The 16,885-nt window shown below is 62.1% G+C and carries 17 protein-coding genes and 3 tRNA genes; 4 read left to right on the forward strand and 16 right to left on the reverse strand.

The features are described from left to right. The first annotated feature begins 42 nt into the window (after positions 1-42). From B2J69_RS02960 to zitB, 3 genes are read left to right on the forward strand one after another with little or no spacing between them, the layout of a single operon-like run. A complete protein-coding gene (locus B2J69_RS02960) occupies positions 43-624 on the forward strand; it encodes a response regulator transcription factor (protein WP_081136237.1) in 582 nt (193 codons plus the stop codon). Continuing rightward, complete coding sequence (locus tag B2J69_RS02965) at positions 606-3,677, forward strand: hybrid sensor histidine kinase/response regulator (protein ID WP_081136239.1); 3,072 nt, start codon at positions 606-608, stop codon at positions 3,675-3,677. Before B2J69_RS02960 ends, B2J69_RS02965 begins: the two co-directional genes overlap by 19 nt. Then, positions 3,655-4,614 carry a CDF family zinc transporter ZitB gene (zitB, locus tag B2J69_RS02970; RefSeq protein WP_081136241.1) on the forward strand — a complete coding sequence of 320 codons (960 nt, stop codon included), beginning with the start codon at positions 3,655-3,657 and terminating at the stop codon, positions 4,612-4,614. Before B2J69_RS02965 ends, zitB begins: the two co-directional genes overlap by 23 nt. Here zitB and pnuC read toward each other — a convergent pair. From pnuC to B2J69_RS02985, 3 genes are all read right to left on the reverse strand, one after another. Beyond that, the gene (gene pnuC, locus B2J69_RS02975) at positions 4,608-5,330 is read right to left on the reverse strand and encodes a nicotinamide riboside transporter PnuC (RefSeq protein WP_081136243.1); all 723 of its coding nucleotides are present in this window, start codon (positions 5,328-5,330) and stop codon (positions 4,608-4,610) included. The genes zitB and pnuC overlap by 7 nt on opposite strands. Next, positions 5,330-6,391: a quinolinate synthase NadA gene (nadA, locus tag B2J69_RS02980; protein ID WP_081136246.1), complete on the reverse strand. Its 1,062-nt coding sequence runs from the start codon at positions 6,389-6,391 to the stop codon at positions 5,330-5,332. The genes pnuC and nadA overlap by 1 nt, the downstream gene beginning before the upstream one ends. A 127-nt stretch (positions 6,392-6,518) precedes the next feature. Further along, positions 6,519-7,049, reverse strand: coding sequence for a methylated-DNA--[protein]-cysteine S-methyltransferase (locus B2J69_RS02985; protein WP_081136248.1), 531 nt, complete (start codon positions 7,047-7,049; stop codon positions 6,519-6,521). Positions 7,050-7,205: 156 nt separating this feature from the next. Between B2J69_RS02985 and B2J69_RS02990 the strand changes: the two genes are divergently transcribed. Further along, on the forward strand, positions 7,206-8,669 hold the full coding sequence (locus B2J69_RS02990) for an AlkA N-terminal domain-containing protein (protein WP_081136251.1): 1,464 nt from the start codon (positions 7,206-7,208) through the stop codon (positions 8,667-8,669). A gap of 248 nt (positions 8,670-8,917) precedes the next feature. Here B2J69_RS02990 and B2J69_RS02995 read toward each other — a convergent pair. The 13 genes from B2J69_RS02995 to cydB form a co-directional block, all read right to left on the reverse strand. Continuing rightward, a tRNA-Lys gene (locus tag B2J69_RS02995) sits at positions 8,918-8,993 on the reverse strand. A gap of 43 nt (positions 8,994-9,036) precedes the next feature. Beyond that, positions 9,037-9,112, reverse strand: a tRNA-Lys gene (locus B2J69_RS03000). 68 nt (positions 9,113-9,180) lie between these two features. Next, positions 9,181-9,256: transfer RNA gene (locus B2J69_RS03005), tRNA-Lys, on the reverse strand. Positions 9,257-9,422: 166 nt separating this feature from the next. Beyond that, positions 9,423-10,217, reverse strand: a complete 795-nt coding sequence (gene cpoB, locus B2J69_RS03010) for a cell division protein CpoB (protein WP_081136253.1) — start codon at positions 10,215-10,217, stop codon at positions 9,423-9,425. A 9-nt stretch (positions 10,218-10,226) separates the two neighbouring features. Then, a complete protein-coding gene (gene pal / locus B2J69_RS03015) occupies positions 10,227-10,757 on the reverse strand; it encodes a peptidoglycan-associated lipoprotein Pal (protein WP_081136255.1) in 531 nt (176 codons plus the stop codon). A 63-nt stretch (positions 10,758-10,820) separates the two neighbouring features. Beyond that, positions 10,821-12,116 (reverse strand): Tol-Pal system beta propeller repeat protein TolB, encoded by a 1,296-nt coding sequence (tolB, locus tag B2J69_RS03020; protein WP_081136257.1) that lies wholly within the window; start codon positions 12,114-12,116, stop codon positions 10,821-10,823. A gap of 115 nt (positions 12,117-12,231) precedes the next feature. Beyond that, positions 12,232-13,590, reverse strand: coding sequence for a cell envelope integrity protein TolA (gene tolA / locus B2J69_RS03025; protein ID WP_081136259.1), 1,359 nt, complete (start codon positions 13,588-13,590; stop codon positions 12,232-12,234). A 27-nt stretch (positions 13,591-13,617) separates the two neighbouring features. Further along, complete coding sequence (tolR, locus tag B2J69_RS03030; protein WP_033751683.1) at positions 13,618-14,046, reverse strand: colicin uptake protein TolR; 429 nt, start codon at positions 14,044-14,046, stop codon at positions 13,618-13,620. 12 nt (positions 14,047-14,058) lie between these two features. Further along, entirely contained in the window at positions 14,059-14,745 is a 687-nt protein-coding gene (gene tolQ, locus B2J69_RS03035; protein WP_081136261.1) for a Tol-Pal system protein TolQ, read from the reverse strand. Then, a complete protein-coding gene (gene ybgC, locus B2J69_RS03040) occupies positions 14,742-15,146 on the reverse strand; it encodes a tol-pal system-associated acyl-CoA thioesterase (protein WP_081136263.1) in 405 nt (134 codons plus the stop codon). Before ybgC ends, tolQ begins: the two co-directional genes overlap by 4 nt. A gap of 176 nt (positions 15,147-15,322) precedes the next feature. Next, positions 15,323-15,616 (reverse strand): cyd operon protein YbgE, encoded by a 294-nt coding sequence (gene ybgE / locus B2J69_RS03045; protein ID WP_081136264.1) that lies wholly within the window; start codon positions 15,614-15,616, stop codon positions 15,323-15,325. Next, positions 15,616-15,729: a cytochrome bd-I oxidase subunit CydX gene (cydX, locus tag B2J69_RS03050; protein WP_081136266.1), complete on the reverse strand. Its 114-nt coding sequence runs from the start codon at positions 15,727-15,729 to the stop codon at positions 15,616-15,618. Before cydX ends, ybgE begins: the two co-directional genes overlap by 1 nt. Before the next feature lie 15 nt (positions 15,730-15,744). After that, positions 15,745-16,884 carry a cytochrome d ubiquinol oxidase subunit II gene (gene cydB, locus B2J69_RS03055; RefSeq protein WP_081136268.1) on the reverse strand — a complete coding sequence of 380 codons (1,140 nt, stop codon included), beginning with the start codon at positions 16,882-16,884 and terminating at the stop codon, positions 15,745-15,747. Position 16,885: the final 1 nt, after the last annotated feature.

Consider the following 16,885-nt stretch of genomic DNA (forward strand, 5'->3'; position numbering starts at 1 on the left):
CTTCCGCTATGCTGAGGCCATGAATTCTGTCAGGAAATGTTCATGGCCTCGCTGTTGTTAATAGACGATCATCCGCTGGTTGAAGTGGCGCTGGAAGCCGCGCTCGAACGGGCACCCTTTCCCATCCTTTTACGCTCCGCCGCCAGCGAACAGCAGGCGCGCCAGCTGCTGACGCAGCCCACCGACATTATTGTGCTGGATATTGGCCTTCCGGACGGCGACGGGCTGGAGATCCTGCGGCGCCTTAACATCCACTTTCCCGCCATTCCGGTGCTGATCTATTCGGCGCAGCAGAGCAGCCACTATTTGCGCAGCGCGCAGGCGCTGGGCGCGGCGGGCTATGTGGTGAAAAGCCAGCGCATGGAGCAGCTGCTGAGCGCTATCCTCGCCGTGCTGGGCGGACAGCAGGCCTTTCCCCCCGAGGTGACCGCGCCGGCCCTGCCGCTCACCAGCAAAGAGCAGCAGGTGCTGGCGCTGCTGGCGAGCGGCCTCTCTAATCTGCAAATTGCCGAACAGCTGCATATCAGCAATAAAACCGTCAGCACCCATAAAAAGAATATTCTGGAAAAAACCGGCGCGCGCTCGGTGGTGGAACTGGCCGATCTGTGGAAAGCGCAGCCGTGAGGCGCTGGCTTCTGCTGCTGCTCTGCCTGACCGCGCTGCCAGGCTGGGCAGAGATTCGGCCGGTTAGCGGCCTTGATCTGCCGATGATGATGCCGGTTAACGGCGCCGATGCGATGCAGGGCAAAACGCTGCGCGTCGGGCTGCTGGAGGAGAGCAACGCCCCCTGGACGATGCGCGTCGGCGACGAGCTTTACGGCCTTGACGCCGACGCGCTGGCGGCGCTGCACCAGCTGACCGGCGCCCGCTTTACCCTGACGCTGTTCGCCGATCGCGCGCAGCTTGTCGCGGCGCTGCAAAGCAGCCAGATCGATTTCGCGCTGGGCGCGCTGCCCAACCCGCTGCCGGCGGGCGTGCTGCACAGCGAAAGCTGGTTCAGCAGCCCGCTGCGCATCTATCGCAGCCAGCGCAACGCGCGCGCCGTGATGTTCAACAGCCAGAACGCGCAGCTCGCCATCAGCGACGTGACGCTGGCGCAGCTGCCCGCGGCGGTGGCGCAAAAGCATCGCTGGCGCACCTACAGCAACGACCTGCAGGCGCTCTCTACGCTGCTGAATCAGCAGAACGACTATGTGGTGGCGGATGAGATCAGCGCCAGCTTCCTGCTCAGCCAGCTGCAGCAGGGCGAGATCTATCAGATCGCCTCGGATCTGGATGTCGGCCAGCTGACGCTGCGCGCCTTCGCCCGCGACGCGGCGCTGATCGACTGGCTCAACCAGAGCCTGCGTCAGCTGCCCGCCGAGCTGGTGACCAATCTGCAGTCGCGCTGGGGCGCGCCGCTGCCGCGCTATCAGGATACGCAAACCCTGATGCTGAGCGCGACGGAGCGGCAGTGGCTGGATGCCCATCCGGTGATCTACTACGCGGCGGAGAGCGACAACGCCCCGTGGAGCTACCGCGACAGCAGCGGCGCGGCGCGCGGCTACAGCGTCGATCTGCTTAACGCCATCGCCCAGAGCAGCGGCATGCGCTTCGCTCCGCGCTGGGTCGCCGGCCCACAGCAGGCTGACGCGCTGCTGGCGCAGCATCAGGCGATGCTGCGGCTCACCCAGCCGCTGAACGGCGAAGCGATGCAGAACGCCACGCTGCCGGTGTGGCGCGCGCTGTGGGGCATCTACAGCCAGCGCGACGCCGCCATCAGCCGCTGGCATGACCTGGCGGGCAAACGCGTCGGTATTCTGCGCGACGACGTCGCGACGCAGCTGCTGCCGACTGAGGTGACGCCGCAGGTCTTTGCCGATCGCGCCAGTCTGTATGAGGCGCTGGCGAACGGCCAGATCGACGCGCTGGCCGATAACGTGCTGTCGGCGCGCTGGCGCATCGCCGCGCGCTACGACGATCGCCTGCATCTCGCCTTCGCCGCCAGCGATATCGCCTGGCCGATTGCGCTGGGCGTCGCCGCCGACCAGCCGCTGCTGCGCCCGCTGATCAACCGCGCGCTGCAGCAGATCCCCGTTGATACCCAGCGGCAGATGCGCGACGGCTGGCTAACGCCGCCGCAGCCGGGCAATGCGATGGCGATGCGCTCGCTGCCGCGGCTGGTGCTCGCCGCGGCGGGCGTCGCCATCGTCGTGCTGCTGGTGCTGCTGGCGCGCCGCTACTGGCAGCAGCGGCGCGAGCGCCTGCAGCGTCAGCAGGCGGAGCGCGCCAATGCGATGAAAAGCCAGTTTCTCGCCACCGTCAGCCATGAGCTGCGCACGCCGATGCAGGCAATTCTCGGCCTGCTGGAGCTGGAGAAGGCGCGCTCGTCGAACCTGGCGCTGGTCTACAGCAGCGCCCGCTCGCTGATGACGCTGCTCAATGACCTGCAGGATCACGCGCGCATCGAGAGCAACAGTTTCGCTCTGGCGCCGCGTCCGCTGGCGCTGCGCGAGTGGCTGGCGCAGCAGCAGCGGTTCTATCATCCTCTGATGCGCGCAGAGGGCCCGACGCTGCGGGTCGACGCGCTGACGCCGCTGCCGGAGAGCGTGCTGATTGACGCCGATCGCCTGCAGCAGGTGATTAACAACCTGATGACCAACGCGCTCAAATTTACCGCCCACGGCGAGATCCGCCTGACGCTGGCCGCCGCCGCCGATCGGCTCATTTTCGCCGTGCGCGACAGCGGCAGCGGCATTCCGCCCGACGAGCAGCCGAAGCTGTTCGATCCCTGGTATCAGGCGCCGTCGGGCAAAAAGGTGTCGGTGCAGGGCAGCGGGCTGGGCCTGTTTATCTGCCGCGAGATCGTGCAGCGCATGGGTGGCAGCATCGCGCTGCACTCGCAGCCCGGCGAAGGCACTGAGGTCACGGTGAGCCTGCCGCTGCAGCAGTGCGAGGCCGCGCCGCAGGAGAGCGCCGCCCTGCCCCGCTACGCCGCGCTGCGCTGCGCCGTGGTCGACGATCATCCGGCCAATCTGATGGTGCTGCAGCAGCAGCTGGCGCAGTTCGCCATCGAGGCGGACTGCTTCGCCGACGGGCGCGCCCTGCTGCGCGCCGACGCGACGCAGCCCTACGATCTGCTGTTTATCGATCAGATGATGCCGCGCCCTGACGGCCAGCTGCTGCTGCGCCTGCTGCGCCGCCGCGATCGCCAGCGTGGTAAACCGGCGATGCGGGTGATCTGCTCTGCCGACGCACAGCTGCTCAGCCTGCCGCTGCTGGCAAACGAGCGCGTGCTGATCAAGCCGGTGCAGCTCGGCGATCTCGCCGCACTGCTGGCGCATGTCGACCCGGATCCGCTGGCGGCGCTGGATGACAACCTGCGCCAGCTGGCGCAGAAGAGCGAGAAGTTCCTCGCGCGCCTCAGCCAGACCCTGCGCGACGCGCTGAACAGCGACGTGGCGCGCATCACGACGGCGCGTGCGGCGCACGACTGGCCGCAGCTGGCGCAAGCGGCGCACCGCATGAAGGGAAGCTGGCTGCTGATTGGTCTGGAGCAGGGTGCCGACCTCAGCCAGCGGCTGGCGGATCGCGCCAAAGCGCAGCAGGACGCGCCGGATGAATGGGATTTGCTACTATTACTCACCAACAGGTTACTGATAAAACTGGACTCTTATGGCTCATCACCACACTCATAGCGCGCCGGCGGGCAATCGCAAACGCCTCGCGGCCGCCTTTGCCGTCACGGCGATCTTTATGCTGGCAGAGGCGATCGGCGGCTGGATCTCCGGCTCGCTGGCGCTGCTGGCCGACGCCGGGCATATGCTCACCGACGCCGCCGCGCTGCTGATGGCGCTGCTGGCGGTGCAGTTTGCCCAGCGCAAACCCAACGCACGTCATACCTTCGGCCTGCTGCGCCTCACCACGCTGGCCGCCTTCGTCAACGCCATCGCCCTGCTGGCGATTACCGCGCTGATCGTCTGGGAGGCGCTGCGACGCTTTTACCAGCCGCAGCCGGTGACCGGTGGGCTGATGCTCGGCATCGCCGTGGCGGGCCTGCTGGCCAATATGCTGTCGTTCTGGCTGCTGCACCACGGCAGCGAAGAGAAGAACCTCAACGTGCGCGCCGCCGCGCTGCACGTAATGGGCGATCTGCTCGGCTCGGTGGGCGCGATTGTGGCGGCGCTGGTTATCCTCTACACCGGCTGGACGCCCATTGACCCGATTCTGTCGCTGCTGGTGTCGCTGCTGGTGCTGCGCAGCGCCTGGTCGCTGCTGCGCGAGAGCCTGCATGAGCTGCTTGAAGGGGCGCCGTTGGTGATCGACGCCGAGAAGCTGTCGCGCGACCTGACGCTGAATATTCCTGAGGTGCGCAACGTGCACCATGTGCACGTCTGGCAGGTGGGCGAAAAGCCGGTGGTGACGCTACATGTGCATGTGATTCCGCCCTACGATCACGACGCGCTGCTGCAGCGTATCCACCGCTATCTGCACCAGAAGTATCAGATTGGCCACGCCACGGTGCAGATGGAGTATCAGCCGTGCGCCACGCCCGACTGCGAACTGGGGTTGGGCGACGGCTCAGCGACGGCGCATCATCACCACCACCACGACGAACAGGCGCATCATCACTGACGCGCCAGCGCGCGCGAGCCGTGCTGGCGCGCGCTGGCTATCCACAGGCGCGAGCCGTTGAGGGCGATCAGCGTCAGAATGACATACTCCAGCGCCATGGCGTAGACGCCCTGGCGCGCAAAGATCATCACGCTGATGACGTCGATCACCACCCACAGCAGCCAGTTCTCGACATATTTGCGCGTCATCAGGATCATTGCCACGATGGAGAGCACCATCATGCTGGCGTCCCAGAACGGAAAGGCGTCGGGCTGCAGCGTTGGCATCGCCACCTGCAGGCCGAGCGCGTTCATCAGCGACACGGCGATCTGCGTCAGGAAGGCGAACACCGGGTCGATATAGCGCGTCATCAGCGCGATCGCCACCACGCAGACCGCGCCCCAGCCCAGCGCCTTCGGCAGCGGCAGCCAGCGGATTTTCAGCGCCGCCTGGCGATCGTCGCTCTGCCGGCTCCACGCGTACCAGCCGTAGAGATTGGCGACAAAGAAGAAGAGCTGCAGCAGCAGGCTGGCGTAGAGCTGGATCTGAAAGAAGATGGCGGCGAACAGCGTGACGTTGATCAGGCCGAACGGGTAGTTGATCACCTTTTCCAGGCTGGCGAGCCAGATGCAGAGCAGCCCCGCCAGCGTGCCGATGGCTTCAATCCACGAGAGATCGTAGCCGCCCGCGCCAAGCGGAATATGGACCAGGATGTTGCTGGTGCTGAAAAAATCCATCAGGCGTTCCCTTTGACCTTCAGTTTGAGTTCCGCTGCGAAAGCGAGCATGCGGTCGAGCGGCAATAATGCCGCCTCGCGCAGCGCGGCATCAACCTCTATTTCATGCTGCGCCCCGCCCTGCTCCAGCCCGTCGGCGATCGCCTTCAGGCCGTTCATCGCCATCCACGGGCAGTGCGCGCAGCTGCGGCAGGTGGCGCCTTCGCCGGCGGTCGGCGCTTCGAGCAGCGTTTTTTCCGGCACCGCCTGCTGCATTTTGTAGAAGATGCCGCGGTCGGTCGCCACGATCATCTGCGGATGCGGCAGCCGCTGCGCCGCCTGGATCAGCTGGCTGGTGGATCCGACCGCGTCGGCGAGGTCCACCACCGCCTGCGGCGACTCCGGATGCACCAGCACCGCCGCGTCGGGATAGAGCGCCTTCATGCGCAGCAGCGCCTGGGTTTTGAATTCATCATGCACGATGCAGGCGCCCTGCCAGCAGAGCACGTCGGCGCCGGTTTTCTGCGTGACGTAGCGGCCGAGATGGCGGTCCGGCGCCCAGATGATTTTTTCACCCAGGCTGTCGAGGTGGTCGATCAGCTCGACCGCGATGCTGGAGGTGACCACCCAGTCGGCGCGCGCCTTGACCGCCGCCGAGGTGTTGGCGTAGACCACCACGGTGCGGTCGGGATGAGCGTCACAGAAGGCGCTGAATTCGTCGATCGGGCAGCCGAGGTCGAGAGAGCATTCCGCCTGCAGCGTCGGCATCAGCACGGTTTTTTCCGGGCTGAGGATTTTGGCGGTTTCGCCCATAAAACGCACCCCCGCCACCAGCAGCGTGGAGGCGGGATGGCTGCTGCCGAAGCGCGCCATTTCGAGCGAGTCCGCCACGCAGCCGCCGGTCTCTTCCGCCAGCGCCTGAATTTCCGGATCGGTGTAGTAGTGCGCCACGATAACCGCGTTGCGCGCTTTTAGCAGCTGTTTGATTTTGTGACGGTAAAACGCCTTTTCATCGTCGCTGAGCCGGGCGGGCTTCGCCGGAAAGGGCCAGGCCGCGTGTTCTGTTTCGAATAAAGCACTCATTACACCGCTCTCGTTTTGTCAAATGAACGAAAATCGCTACAGATGGCGAAAACAGGCGTTCATCCCGCCATCGTGTTTTATATGCTAAACACGATAGCGGAAACGCGCGGCGGTGTCGTGCTCTTTTTTAGGCGCGCGGCGGCGCGGGCTCGTCGGCGAACAGCGGCAGCACGGCCGCCTGACGCGGCATTTCCAGATCCAGCAGAAAGGCCTTAACCTCCAGCCCGCCGGCAAAGCCGGTCAGCTTGCCGTTGGCGCCGATGACGCGATGGCACGGCGCGACGATGGAGAGCGGATTTCTGCCGTTCGCCGCGCCGACCGCGCGCACCGCCTGCGGATGGCCGATCTGCCGGGCGATTTCGCCGTAGCTGCGCGTTTCGCCGAAGGGGATCGCCACCAGCGCGTTCCACACTTTTTTCTGAAATTCGGTGCCGACGAAGTCGAGCGGCAGCGCAAAGAGGCGGCGCTCGCCTGCGAAGTACTCGCGCAGCTGCCGCTCAGCTTCGATAAGAACGGGATGCGCCTCGTCGCGGGTTTGCGGCAGGAAGCGCGCGCCCTGCGGGTCGTCATTTTTCCACAGGATGGCCGTTAGCCCGCGATCGCTCGCCACCAGCTTCAGTTCGCCCACCGGCGTGGAGATCAGTGTGTAGTGATACATGATGCGTTCTCCCTGTTTGAGGTCCTGGTCATTATTGCATGTTGACGCGGGCGCGCTGGCCGTTTTCGGTCATCAGGGTAAACTGCTTTGCTGTCCGAAAACAGCGAGTGCGCAGCACAAAGCGGGTATAGGCTCTGTTTATTTGCAGGAGTGATTATGTTTGATTCAGAAACGGCCTGGCAGGCCCTGACTTCGCGCGATACCCGTTTTGACGGCGTGTTTTTCGTTGGCGTCACCTCCACCGGCATTTACTGCCGCCCCATCTGCCCGGTTAAGCCGCCGCAGCAGAAGAACTGTCTGTTTTTCGCCAGCGCCGAAGCGGCGGAAAAGGCGCACTTTCGCCCCTGCCTGCGCTGTCGGCCCGAGCTGGCACCCGGCAACGCGCCGGTCGATCAGCCTCACCGCGTGGCGGACAGGCTGATTCAGCGCATTGAGGAGGGGCTGCTGGAGGAGCGCGAGGGGCTGGAGGCGATCGCCGCCGAGTTCGGCATGAGCCTGCGTCAGCTGCGCCGCATCGTGCAGCAGGAGCTGGGGGTGTCGCCGCTGGAGCTGCGGCAGACGCGCCGTATGCTGCTGGCGAAGCAGCTGCTGACAGAGACGCGGCTGCCGGTGACGGAGGTGGCCTACGCCAGCGGCTTTCGCAGCCTGCGCCGCTTTAACGACGTGTTTCAGGCGCGCTATCGCATGACGCCGAGCGCGCTGCGCAGGGGCGTCGACGCCGCGGTCGACGCGCAGTCAGGCGACAGCGCCACGCTGCTGCTGGTTTATCGCCCGCCGTATGACTGGTCGGCGATGCTGGCGTTTTTGCAGACGCATCTGATGAAGGAGGTGGAGGCGGTGCAGGATGGCGCCTATCGGCGCACCGTGGCGCTGGGCCGCTGCCGCGGCTGGGTGAGCGTGTCGCATTTGCCGGCTAAGAACGCGCTGCGGGTTGAGTTTTCCACCTCGCTGACCCCGGTGCTGCCGCTGCTGCTGCGTCGCCTGCGCGATCTTTTCGACCTCAACGCGCAGCCGCAGCTTATCGCCGCCCGTCTGGCGCAGGATGCGCTGCTGGCGCCGAGTCTGGCGCGCAGCCCCGGCCTGCGCGTGCCGGGCGCGTTCGACGCGTTTGAGCTTGGAGTGCGCGCCATTATCGGCCAGCAGGTGACGGTGAAGGCCGCGACCACGGTGAGCAGCCGTTTTGCCGCCGCCTTTGGCGAGCTCTGCGAGACGCCCTTTGCCGATCTGACGCGCTGCGCCGCGCGGCCGGATCGCATCGCCAGCCTGACGGTGGACGATGTGGCGCCGCTCGGCATCGTCAGCGCGCGCTCGCGCGCCATTATCGCCTTTGCGCAGGCGTGCGCCGGGGAGTCGTTGCGCTTTAACGCCACTCAGTCGCCGGAGTCGGTGATGAAGCAGCTGGTGGCGCTGCCGGGGATCGGCCCCTGGACGGCGCACTATATTGCGATGCGCGCCCTGCGCTGGCCGGATGCCTTTCCTAAGGAGGATATCGCCATCCGTAATAATCTGGGCGGTCTGAAGCCCGCCGAGGCGGAGGCGCGCTCGCAGCAGTGGCGGCCGTGGCGCAGCTATGCGGTGATGCATATCTGGGAGAGCCTGGCGCCTGCGAAAGCAAAGTAGGTGCTAAATACTTTAAAGTTCTGGCTAAGGGTTTTGGCGGAGTTGCTTCAGAGTACGTGCGTGGCACAGGGTTAACGGGTCCGATCGCAAAGGAAACCCACTTCCCTGTGGGTCGGCCTCGCCCTCCTGGCTCGGACGCTTTGCTCTTCGGACCCGTTAACCCCGCGCCAGTGTGACAATGGAATGGCTTTAAGAAATGGCATAGCGCAGAAACAAAAAAAGCGCCCATTGGGCGCTTCTTTTTGAATTGGTGGGTCGTGCAGGATTCGAACCTGCGACCAATTGATTAAAAGTCAACTGCTCTACCAACTGAGCTAACGACCCGCTGGGTGCTGACAACCCGCAAACCTGAAGCCTGCGTTAAAGATGGTGGGTCGTGCAGGATTCGAACCTGCGACCAATTGATTAAAAGTCAACTGCTCTACCAACTGAGCTAACGACCCATCTTAAGGCTGTGAAGCGGTGCTGAAGTTTCTCAGGAACAGAAGCGGTTATCTGCTCGCTGGGAAGATGGTGGGTCGTGCAGGATTCGAACCTGCGACCAATTGATTAAAAGTCAACTGCTCTACCAACTGAGCTAACGACCCATCTTCAGGCTTGCCAGACACATTTGCATTCTGTCCCGGCAACGGCGGCATATATTACTGATTTACCGAGGTAGCGCAACCCTTATTTTCCGCAAGGGAGTTCAACTGCTTACCTTTCATGCTGCCAGACCAGAAATCAGGCAAATTCCGGTGCTGGCTGCACAAATTACAGCCCGTCGAGACGTTTTTGCGCCTGTTTCGCTGAATCGGTGTTGGGGTAAAGTTTGAGCACCTGCTGGTAAACCGCTTTGGCTTTCGCCGTGTCGTTTTTCTCCTGCATGATGACGCCAACCTTTAGCAACGCTTCAGACGCCTTCGGCGACTTCGGGTAATTTTTGACCACGGTGGCGTAATAGTAGGCCGCGTCGTCTTTTTTACCTTTGTTGTAGTTCAACTGCCCCAGCCAGTAGTTGGCGTTCGGCTGGTAGGTTGAATCGGGATAGCGTTTCACCCACGCCTGCAGCGCGGCGATCGCCTGGTCATACTGTTTCTTTTCCAGAATCAGCGCCACCGCGGCGTTGTAGTCGCTGTTGGCGTCGCCGCTCTGCACCGGCGCGCCCGACGAGGCTGCTGCGCCGCCTGCCGCCGCGCCCGCGTCTGCGGTTGCCGCTGGCGCCTCTGCGCCGCTTTGCGCCGCGCTGCTGGTGCTACTGCTGCTCAGGCTGTCGATCTGCTGATAGAGCTGCTTCTGCCGCTCGATCACCTGATTTAGCTGATAGCTGTTTTGCTGGATTTGCCCACGCAGCGCGTCGATATCGCTTTGGTTGTCGCTCATCTGCTGCTGCAGTTGCTGCAGAAGCTGAGCCTGGGCGTTGGAAATTCGTTCAAGAGTGGTGACACGGTCTTCGACCGAGCCAGAGCCGACGCTACTGATTGACGCCTGGGCATTAGCGGCCCAGGGGGCCGCTACGCCAACCAGTAACGACAGACTCAACAGATGAAGTCTGAAGTTACTAATCATGTGATTCTCTTAGTAGACCAGAACGGCACGACGGTTTTTAGAGTAAGCCGATTCGTCATGACCCAGCACAGCCGGTTTCTCTTTACCGTAAGAGACGATAGACATCTGGTCAGCCGACACGCCTTTGCCCTGCAGGTACATCTTCACGGCGTTAGCACGACGCTCGCCCAGCGCGATGTTGTATTCCGGCGTACCGCGCTCATCCGCGTGACCTTCGATGGTCACTTTGTATGACGGGTTGCTACGCAGGAAAGCAGCATGCTGGTCCAGCATCTGAGCGTAATCAGACTGGACGTCATATTTGTCCAGGCCGAAGTAAACGATGTTGTTCTGCTGCAGCTGCTGCATCTGCAGACGCGCCTGCTCATCAGAAGACATGTTGCCGTTGCCGCTGCCGTTCATGCCAGCGCCGTTGCCGTAAGCGCCGTCTGCGCCCATGCCGGTCTGGTCGTTGTTGTTGTTTTTGTGTGAGCTACACGCGGCTACAGCCAGAACCGGCAGAGCCAGCATCAACCCTTTCAGCACTTTGTTCAGTTGCATTTTTTTATCCTGTTATATTGATTATCATACATTTAACCCCCCGCTACGCAGGGGACCTATGCATTACAGATACGGCGACCAGGCAGGTGATTTTACCTGTCCATCAGTTGCCGGAAGACGCGCTTTGAAACGCCCATCTGTTGATACCAACTGCAACACGGAACCCATCCCCTGAGTAGAGCTATAGATTACCATCGTGCCGTTTGGCGCCAGACTTGGCGATTCATCCAGGAACGTGCTCGTTAACGTTTGAACGGCTCCCGTTACCAGATCCTGTTTGGCGACATGCTGAGCGCCACCGGCGCTGCTGATCATCACCATGGTTTTACCATCGGCAGAGACGTCCGCATCCTGGTTTTGTGCTCCTTCCCAGGTAATACGCTGTGGCGCACCGCCGTTGATACCAATTTTATAAATCTGAGGCGCACCAGCCTGATCCGAGGTGTAGGCCAGCGTCTGGCTATCCGGGAACCAGCTCGGCTCAGTGCTGTTGTAGCGACCGTCGGTGATTTGGCGGGTCTGGCCAGACGCCAGGTCCATCACATAGAGGTTCAGGCTACCGGTTTTCGACAGCGCGAAAGCCAGCTTGGTGCCGTCCGGCGAGAAGGACGGCGCACCGTTGTGGCGCGGGAACGAGGCAACCTGACGGATGGCGCCGTTTGACAGCGTTTGCACCACCAGCGCCGATTTACCGCTTTCAAAGGTCACATAGGCCACTTTGCTGCCGTCTGGCGACCAGGCCGGCGACATCAGCGGCTGAGGCGAGCGGTGAACGACAAACTGGTTAAAGCCATCGTAGTCTGAAACGCGCAGTTCATACGGGAACTGACCGCCGTTGGTCTGCACCACATAGGCGATACGGGTGCGGAACGCCCCTTTAATACCGGTCAGCTTCTCGAACACTTCGTCACTGGCGGTGTGCGCCGCGTAGCGCAGCCACTGTTTGGTGACCTTGTAGGAGTTCTGCGCCAGAACGGTGCCCGGCGCGCCGCCGGTGTCCACCAGCTGATAGGCGATCTGATAGCTGCCATCGGGATTAGGCGTGACCTGACCGACCACCACCGCGTCGATGCCCAGGGCGCTCCAGGCGGCAGGCTGCACTTCCTGCGCGCTGGTCGGCTGCTGAGGCAGACGTGAACGGTCGATAGGATTGAATTTGCCGCTGTTGCGCAGGTCAGCAGAGACAATGCCGCCAACATCTTCAGGCGCCGCGCCTGAGCCCGCCCATTTAAACGGCACCACACCAATGGGGCGCGCGGTGTTGACGCCCTGCGTAATTTCAATGCGTACTTCTGCGTGGAGCATCGCAGCCCACAGCAGAACAAAAAAACCTAAGGTTACACGAAGTGCCTGCTTCATCTTTTCTCCCTTACCTGAACCTGAGTTCATGATAATTCGCACAGTTCCTGAAAAACACGAGTATTCGTTAAGTACGGCAAGCTAACCTTAGTCCAACCTGCCGTGGGTTACTGCATTATTCCGGTTTGAAACGCATCGGTGCGTTTTTAAACACTTCATACACGGCCTGCGATGGCGGCTTAGGAATACGCGCCTGCTTCGCCGCCGTGATCGCTGCCTGGCATAACGCCGGGTCGCCACCTTCCGATTTAACGTCAATCAGCAAACCATCCGGTGCCAGCTTGATACGCAGGTTACACTCTTTCCCTTTGAAAGTGTCAGCATCGTAGAAGCGGCTCTGAATCGCCCCCACAACCTGTCCCAGATAAGAGTTAATCTCTGCGCCTGACGCACCGGCTTTCTTCTGATTGCCCTGCCCTGCCGCCGCGCCGCCAGCAGTGCCGGCGGTGCCACTTTTCGGTGCATTCTTACCAGAAGTCAGGCCGCCTAGCAGATCGTCAACGTCGCTGCTGTTTTTCGCCGCTTCCGCCGCCGCTTTTTTCTTCGCATCGGCCGCCGCTTTCGCCTTCGCCGCCGCGTCCGCTTTGGCTTTCGCCTCGGCCGCCGCTTTCTCTTTCGCGGCTTCCGCCTTCTCTTTCGCTTCCTGCGCGGCTTTCGCTTTCGCCGCCTCGGCTTTCTCTTTCGCGTCCTGAGCGGCCTTCTCTTTTGCCGCCTCAGCTTTTTCTTTCGCCTCTTCGGCCGCCTTCTCTTTGGCCGCTTCAGCTTTCTCTTTCGCTTCCTCGGCCGCTTTGGCTTTCGCCTCCTGCGCCGCCTTCGCCTTCGCCTCTGCCGCCGCTTTCGCTTTGGCGTCGGCTGCCGCTTTCGCGTCGGCGACCGCTTTCTCTTTCGCGGCGGCGGCGGCCACGGCTTTCGCCTGCTCTTCCGCCTTTTTCTTCGCGTCGGCGGCGGCCTGTTTCGCCTGCTCTTCCGCCTTCTGCGCCGCCTCGGCAGCCGCTTTCGCCTGCGCCTGCGCTTCCGCTTTTGCGTCCGCCTTCGCCTGCGCGGCGGCCGCCTCGGCCGCTTTCTGCTGCTCCTGCGCCGCTTTCGCCGCCGCTTCCGCCTGTTTCTGCTGCTCAGCCTGCGCCTTCGCCGCTTCCTGCGCCTGCAGGCGCTCTTTCTCCAGCGCTTTCAGACGCTGCTGTTCGGCAGCCTGCTTCTGCTGCAGCTCTTCAGCCTGCTGCTGCGCCTGTTTTTCACGCTGCTGCTCGGCGCGCTGGCTGTCGCTTTTCTGGTTCTGCTGACGATTGTACTGCTCGACCACGGCGCCCGGATCGACCATGACCGCGTCGATATCGCTGCCGCCGCCACCGCCGCTCGCCTCTATATTCTCGTTAAACGAGCTCCAGACCAGCAGCGCGATCAGCACGATGTGCAGAGCCACCGATATGATTATCGCGCGCTTTAACTTCTCGTTTTGCTCGGTTGCCTTCGACACACTCGGTTCCCAAAAAACGGTTCGACTTTAAATCGGCTGCGTCATCAAACCGACAGATTTAACGCCTGCCTGATGCAGCAGGTTCAGCGCTTTAATAATTTCGTCGTAGGGCACATCCTTCGCGCCGCCGATCAAGAAGACGGTTTTTGGATTCGCCTCAATGCGACGCTGCGCCTCGCTCACCACCTGTTCCGGCGGCAGCTGCTCCATACGATCGTGATCCACCACCAGGCTGTACTGGCCGACGCCTGAGACCTCGACGATCACCGGCGGATTATCGTCGCTGGAGACCGTTTTCGAGTCGGTGGCGTCCGGCAGATCCACTTCTACGCTCTGGGTAATGATCGGCGCTGTCGCCATAAAAATCAGCAGCAGCACCAGCAGGACGTCGAGCAGCGGAACGATGTTGATTTCCGATTTCAGGTCGCGGCGGCCGCGACCACGTACTCTGGCCATGGTTACCTCCGCTTACTTCGCGTTTTCGCTGGAGAAAGCCTGACGGTGCAGGATGGCCGTGAACTCTTCCATAAAGTTGTCGTAGCCCTGCTCCAGCTTGTTGACGCGCTGGTTCAGTCGGTTATAGGCCATGACCGCCGGGATCGCGGCGAACAGGCCGATCGCGGTGGCGATCAGCGCTTCGGCGATGCCGGGCGCGACCATCTGCAGCGTCGCCTGCTTCACCGCGCCGAGCGCAATAAAGGCGTGCATGATGCCCCAGACGGTGCCGAACAGGCCGATATAGGGGCTGATCGAGCCGACGGTGCCGAGGAAAGGAATATGGTTCTCCAGCGCCTCCAGCTCGCGGTTCATCGAGATGCGCATCGCGCGGCTGGCGCCTTCCACCACCGCTTCGGGCGCGTGGCTGTTGGCGCGGTGCAGGCGTGCGAACTCTTTAAAGCCCGCGTAGAAGATCTGCTCGGAGCCGCTCAGCTCTTCGCGACGCCCCTGGCTCTCCTGATAGAGGCGCGACAGCTCGATGCCGGACCAGAATTTGTCCTCGAACGCTTCCGCCTCGCGGCCCGCCGCATTCAAAATACGGGTGCGCTGAATAATGATGGCCCAGGAAGCAATGGAAAAGCCGATCAAAATCAACATGATAAGTTTGACCAGAAGGCTTGCCTTCAGGAACAAATCAAGAACGTTCATGTCAGTCACTGCTTGAACTCCGCGACAATAGACTTGGGAAGCGCAATCGGCTTCATAAGATGTGGGTTGATGCAGGCAATCAGGACTTCTGCTTCATTCAGGACTTTGCCTTCTGCATTCACGATACGCTGGGAAAACGTCATGGTCGCACGCGTCATCGCGGTGACTTCGCTCTGGATCTCCAGAAGGTCATCGAGACGTGCCGCCGAAACATAGTCCACCGTTATGCGCCGCACCACAAAAGCAACCTGCTGCTCCAGCAGGGTGTGCTGATTGAAATGGCGCTGACGCAGCATTTCGGTACGTGCTCGTTCATAAAAAGCGATATAGCTGGCATGGTAAACCACGCCACCGGCGTCGGTATCTTCGTAATAGACCCGAACCGGCCAGCGAAACAGCGTTGTACTCACTCTACATCCCGGTCTCGTTTTTAAACGTTGCTACTATACGCAAGAGATTTGGGGTTGGGAATGGGATGCCAGAGCCAGGAGAAAATAATTATCAGACGGAAACAATCGGAAGGATTTGCGGCAGATATCTTGACCGACCGCTGACAATACTCCATCGCCAGCGGCGATGCGGGCGGCTAGCGCCAGAACCAGTAGAGAGCGAACAGCAGCGCGATCAGGGCCAGCGCCGGCGAGAAGAGTGCCTGCCAGCGCGTGCGGCGCGGACGGAAGCCCACGCCGTGGATCACCCCGGCGCAAACCGCCCAGATCACCAACACCCCCTGCCAGACCGACAACGTGCTGGTGTGCGCGGCGTAGCGCGAGGGATCCCAGAACAAACAGCCCGCGACGATCAGCGCCAGGATGAGCGAAAGGGCCCGCAAAGGCCCTTTGTCCATCAGACGATATGACGTCCGAATCAGCTTGCGCATCAGGCGCGCTCATCCTGCGCGGCGCTGTCTTCAACATGCTCAATCGCCAGCGCGGTGATGATGCCAAAGGCGCAGGCCAGCAGCGTGCCGAGGATCCAGGCAAAATACCACATGCTTCAACTCCTTAATCAGTAGAGAGAGTGCGTATTGCGCTCGATATGTTCTTTGGTGATGCGTCCGTACATTTTGTAGTAGCACCAGCTGGTGTAGGCCAGAATGATCGGCACGAAAATCATCGCCGCGAAGGTCATCACCGTCAGCGTGCGCTGGCTCGAGGTGGCGTCCCACATCGTCAGGCTCATGCCGGGTTCGATGCTCGACGGCATAATAAAGGGAAACAGCGCGATGCCGGCGGTCATGATGACGCACGCCAGCGTCAGCGACGAGCTGACAAACGCCCAGCCGCCCTTCTCCGCGCGCGAGAACAGCACCGTCAGCAGCGGCAGCACCACGCCGAGCAGCGGGAAGAGCCACAGCGCCGGCAGATGATTAAAGTTCGCCAGCCAGGCGCCCGCCTCGCGCACCACGGTTTTCCCCAGCGGGTTCGACGCCGCGTGGTGGTCGATGGCGCTGGTCACCACATAGCCGTCGATGCCATATTTCACCCAGACGCCCGCCAGCGCGAAGCCAGCCATCATCACCAGCGCCGTCACCTGCGCCACGGCGCGCGACCGCGCGTGCAGTTCGCCGACGGTGCGCATCTGTAAATAGGTCGCGCCCTGCGTCAGGATCATCGCCACGCTGATCACCCCCGCCAGCAGCCCAAACGGATTGAGCAGCTGAAAGAAGTTGCCGGTGTAATCAAGGCGTAGATACTCATCCGCGCGGAACGGCACGCCCTGCAGCAGATTGCCGAACGCCACACCGATCACCAGCGGCGGCACGAAGCTGCCGATAAAGACGCCCCAGTCCCACATGCCGCGCCAGCGCATATCTTCAATTTTAGAACGATAATCGAAACCCACCGGACGAAAAAAGAGCGACGCCAGCACCAGAATCATCGCCACGTAGAAGCCGGAGAAGGCGGCGGCATAGACCATCGGCCAGGCGGCGAACAGCGCGCCGCCGGCGGTGATCAGCCAGACCTGGTTGCCGTCCCAGTGCGGCGCGATGCTGTTGATCATAATGCGGCGCTCGGTGTCGTTGCGCCCCATCAGACGCGTCAGCATGCCAACGCCCATATCAAAGCCGTCCGCCACCGCGAAGCCCACCAGCAGAATGCCGATCAGCAGCCACCAGACAAAGCGCAGTACTTCATAATCAAACATG

Source organism: Pantoea latae (assembly GCF_002077695.1).
Classification (GTDB): Bacteria; Pseudomonadota; Gammaproteobacteria; order Enterobacterales; family Enterobacteriaceae; genus Pantoea; species Pantoea latae.

Bases quoted from the DNA above. Each gene is read 5' to 3' on its own strand.
- B2J69_RS02960 (WP_081136237.1), top strand. From the start codon at position 43: ATGGCCTCGCTGTTGTTAATAGACGATCATCCGCTGGTTGAAGTGGCG.
- cpoB (WP_081136253.1), bottom strand. From the start codon at position 10,217: ATGATTAGTAACTTCAGACTTCATCTGTTGAGTCTGTCGTTACTGGTT.
- pnuC (WP_081136243.1), bottom strand. From the start codon at position 5,330: ATGGATTTTTTCAGCACCAGCAACATCCTGGTCCATATTCCGCTTGGC.
- cydX (WP_081136266.1), bottom strand. From the start codon at position 15,729: ATGTGGTATTTTGCCTGGATCCTCGGCACGCTGCTGGCCTGCGCCTTT.
- cydB (WP_081136268.1), bottom strand. From the start codon at position 16,884: ATGTTTGATTATGAAGTACTGCGCTTTGTCTGGTGGCTGCTGATCGGC.
- pal (WP_081136255.1), bottom strand. From the start codon at position 10,757: ATGCAACTGAACAAAGTGCTGAAAGGGTTGATGCTGGCTCTGCCGGTT.
- tolR (WP_033751683.1), bottom strand. From the start codon at position 14,046: ATGGCCAGAGTACGTGGTCGCGGCCGCCGCGACCTGAAATCGGAAATC.
- B2J69_RS02990 (WP_081136251.1), top strand. From the start codon at position 7,206: ATGTTTGATTCAGAAACGGCCTGGCAGGCCCTGACTTCGCGCGATACC.
- B2J69_RS02985 (WP_081136248.1), bottom strand. From the start codon at position 7,049: ATGTATCACTACACACTGATCTCCACGCCGGTGGGCGAACTGAAGCTG.
- tolB (WP_081136257.1), bottom strand. From the start codon at position 12,116: ATGAAGCAGGCACTTCGTGTAACCTTAGGTTTTTTTGTTCTGCTGTGG.
- zitB (WP_081136241.1), top strand. From the start codon at position 3,655: ATGGCTCATCACCACACTCATAGCGCGCCGGCGGGCAATCGCAAACGC.
- nadA (WP_081136246.1), bottom strand. From the start codon at position 6,391: ATGAGTGCTTTATTCGAAACAGAACACGCGGCCTGGCCCTTTCCGGCG.
- ybgE (WP_081136264.1), bottom strand. From the start codon at position 15,616: ATGCGCAAGCTGATTCGGACGTCATATCGTCTGATGGACAAAGGGCCT.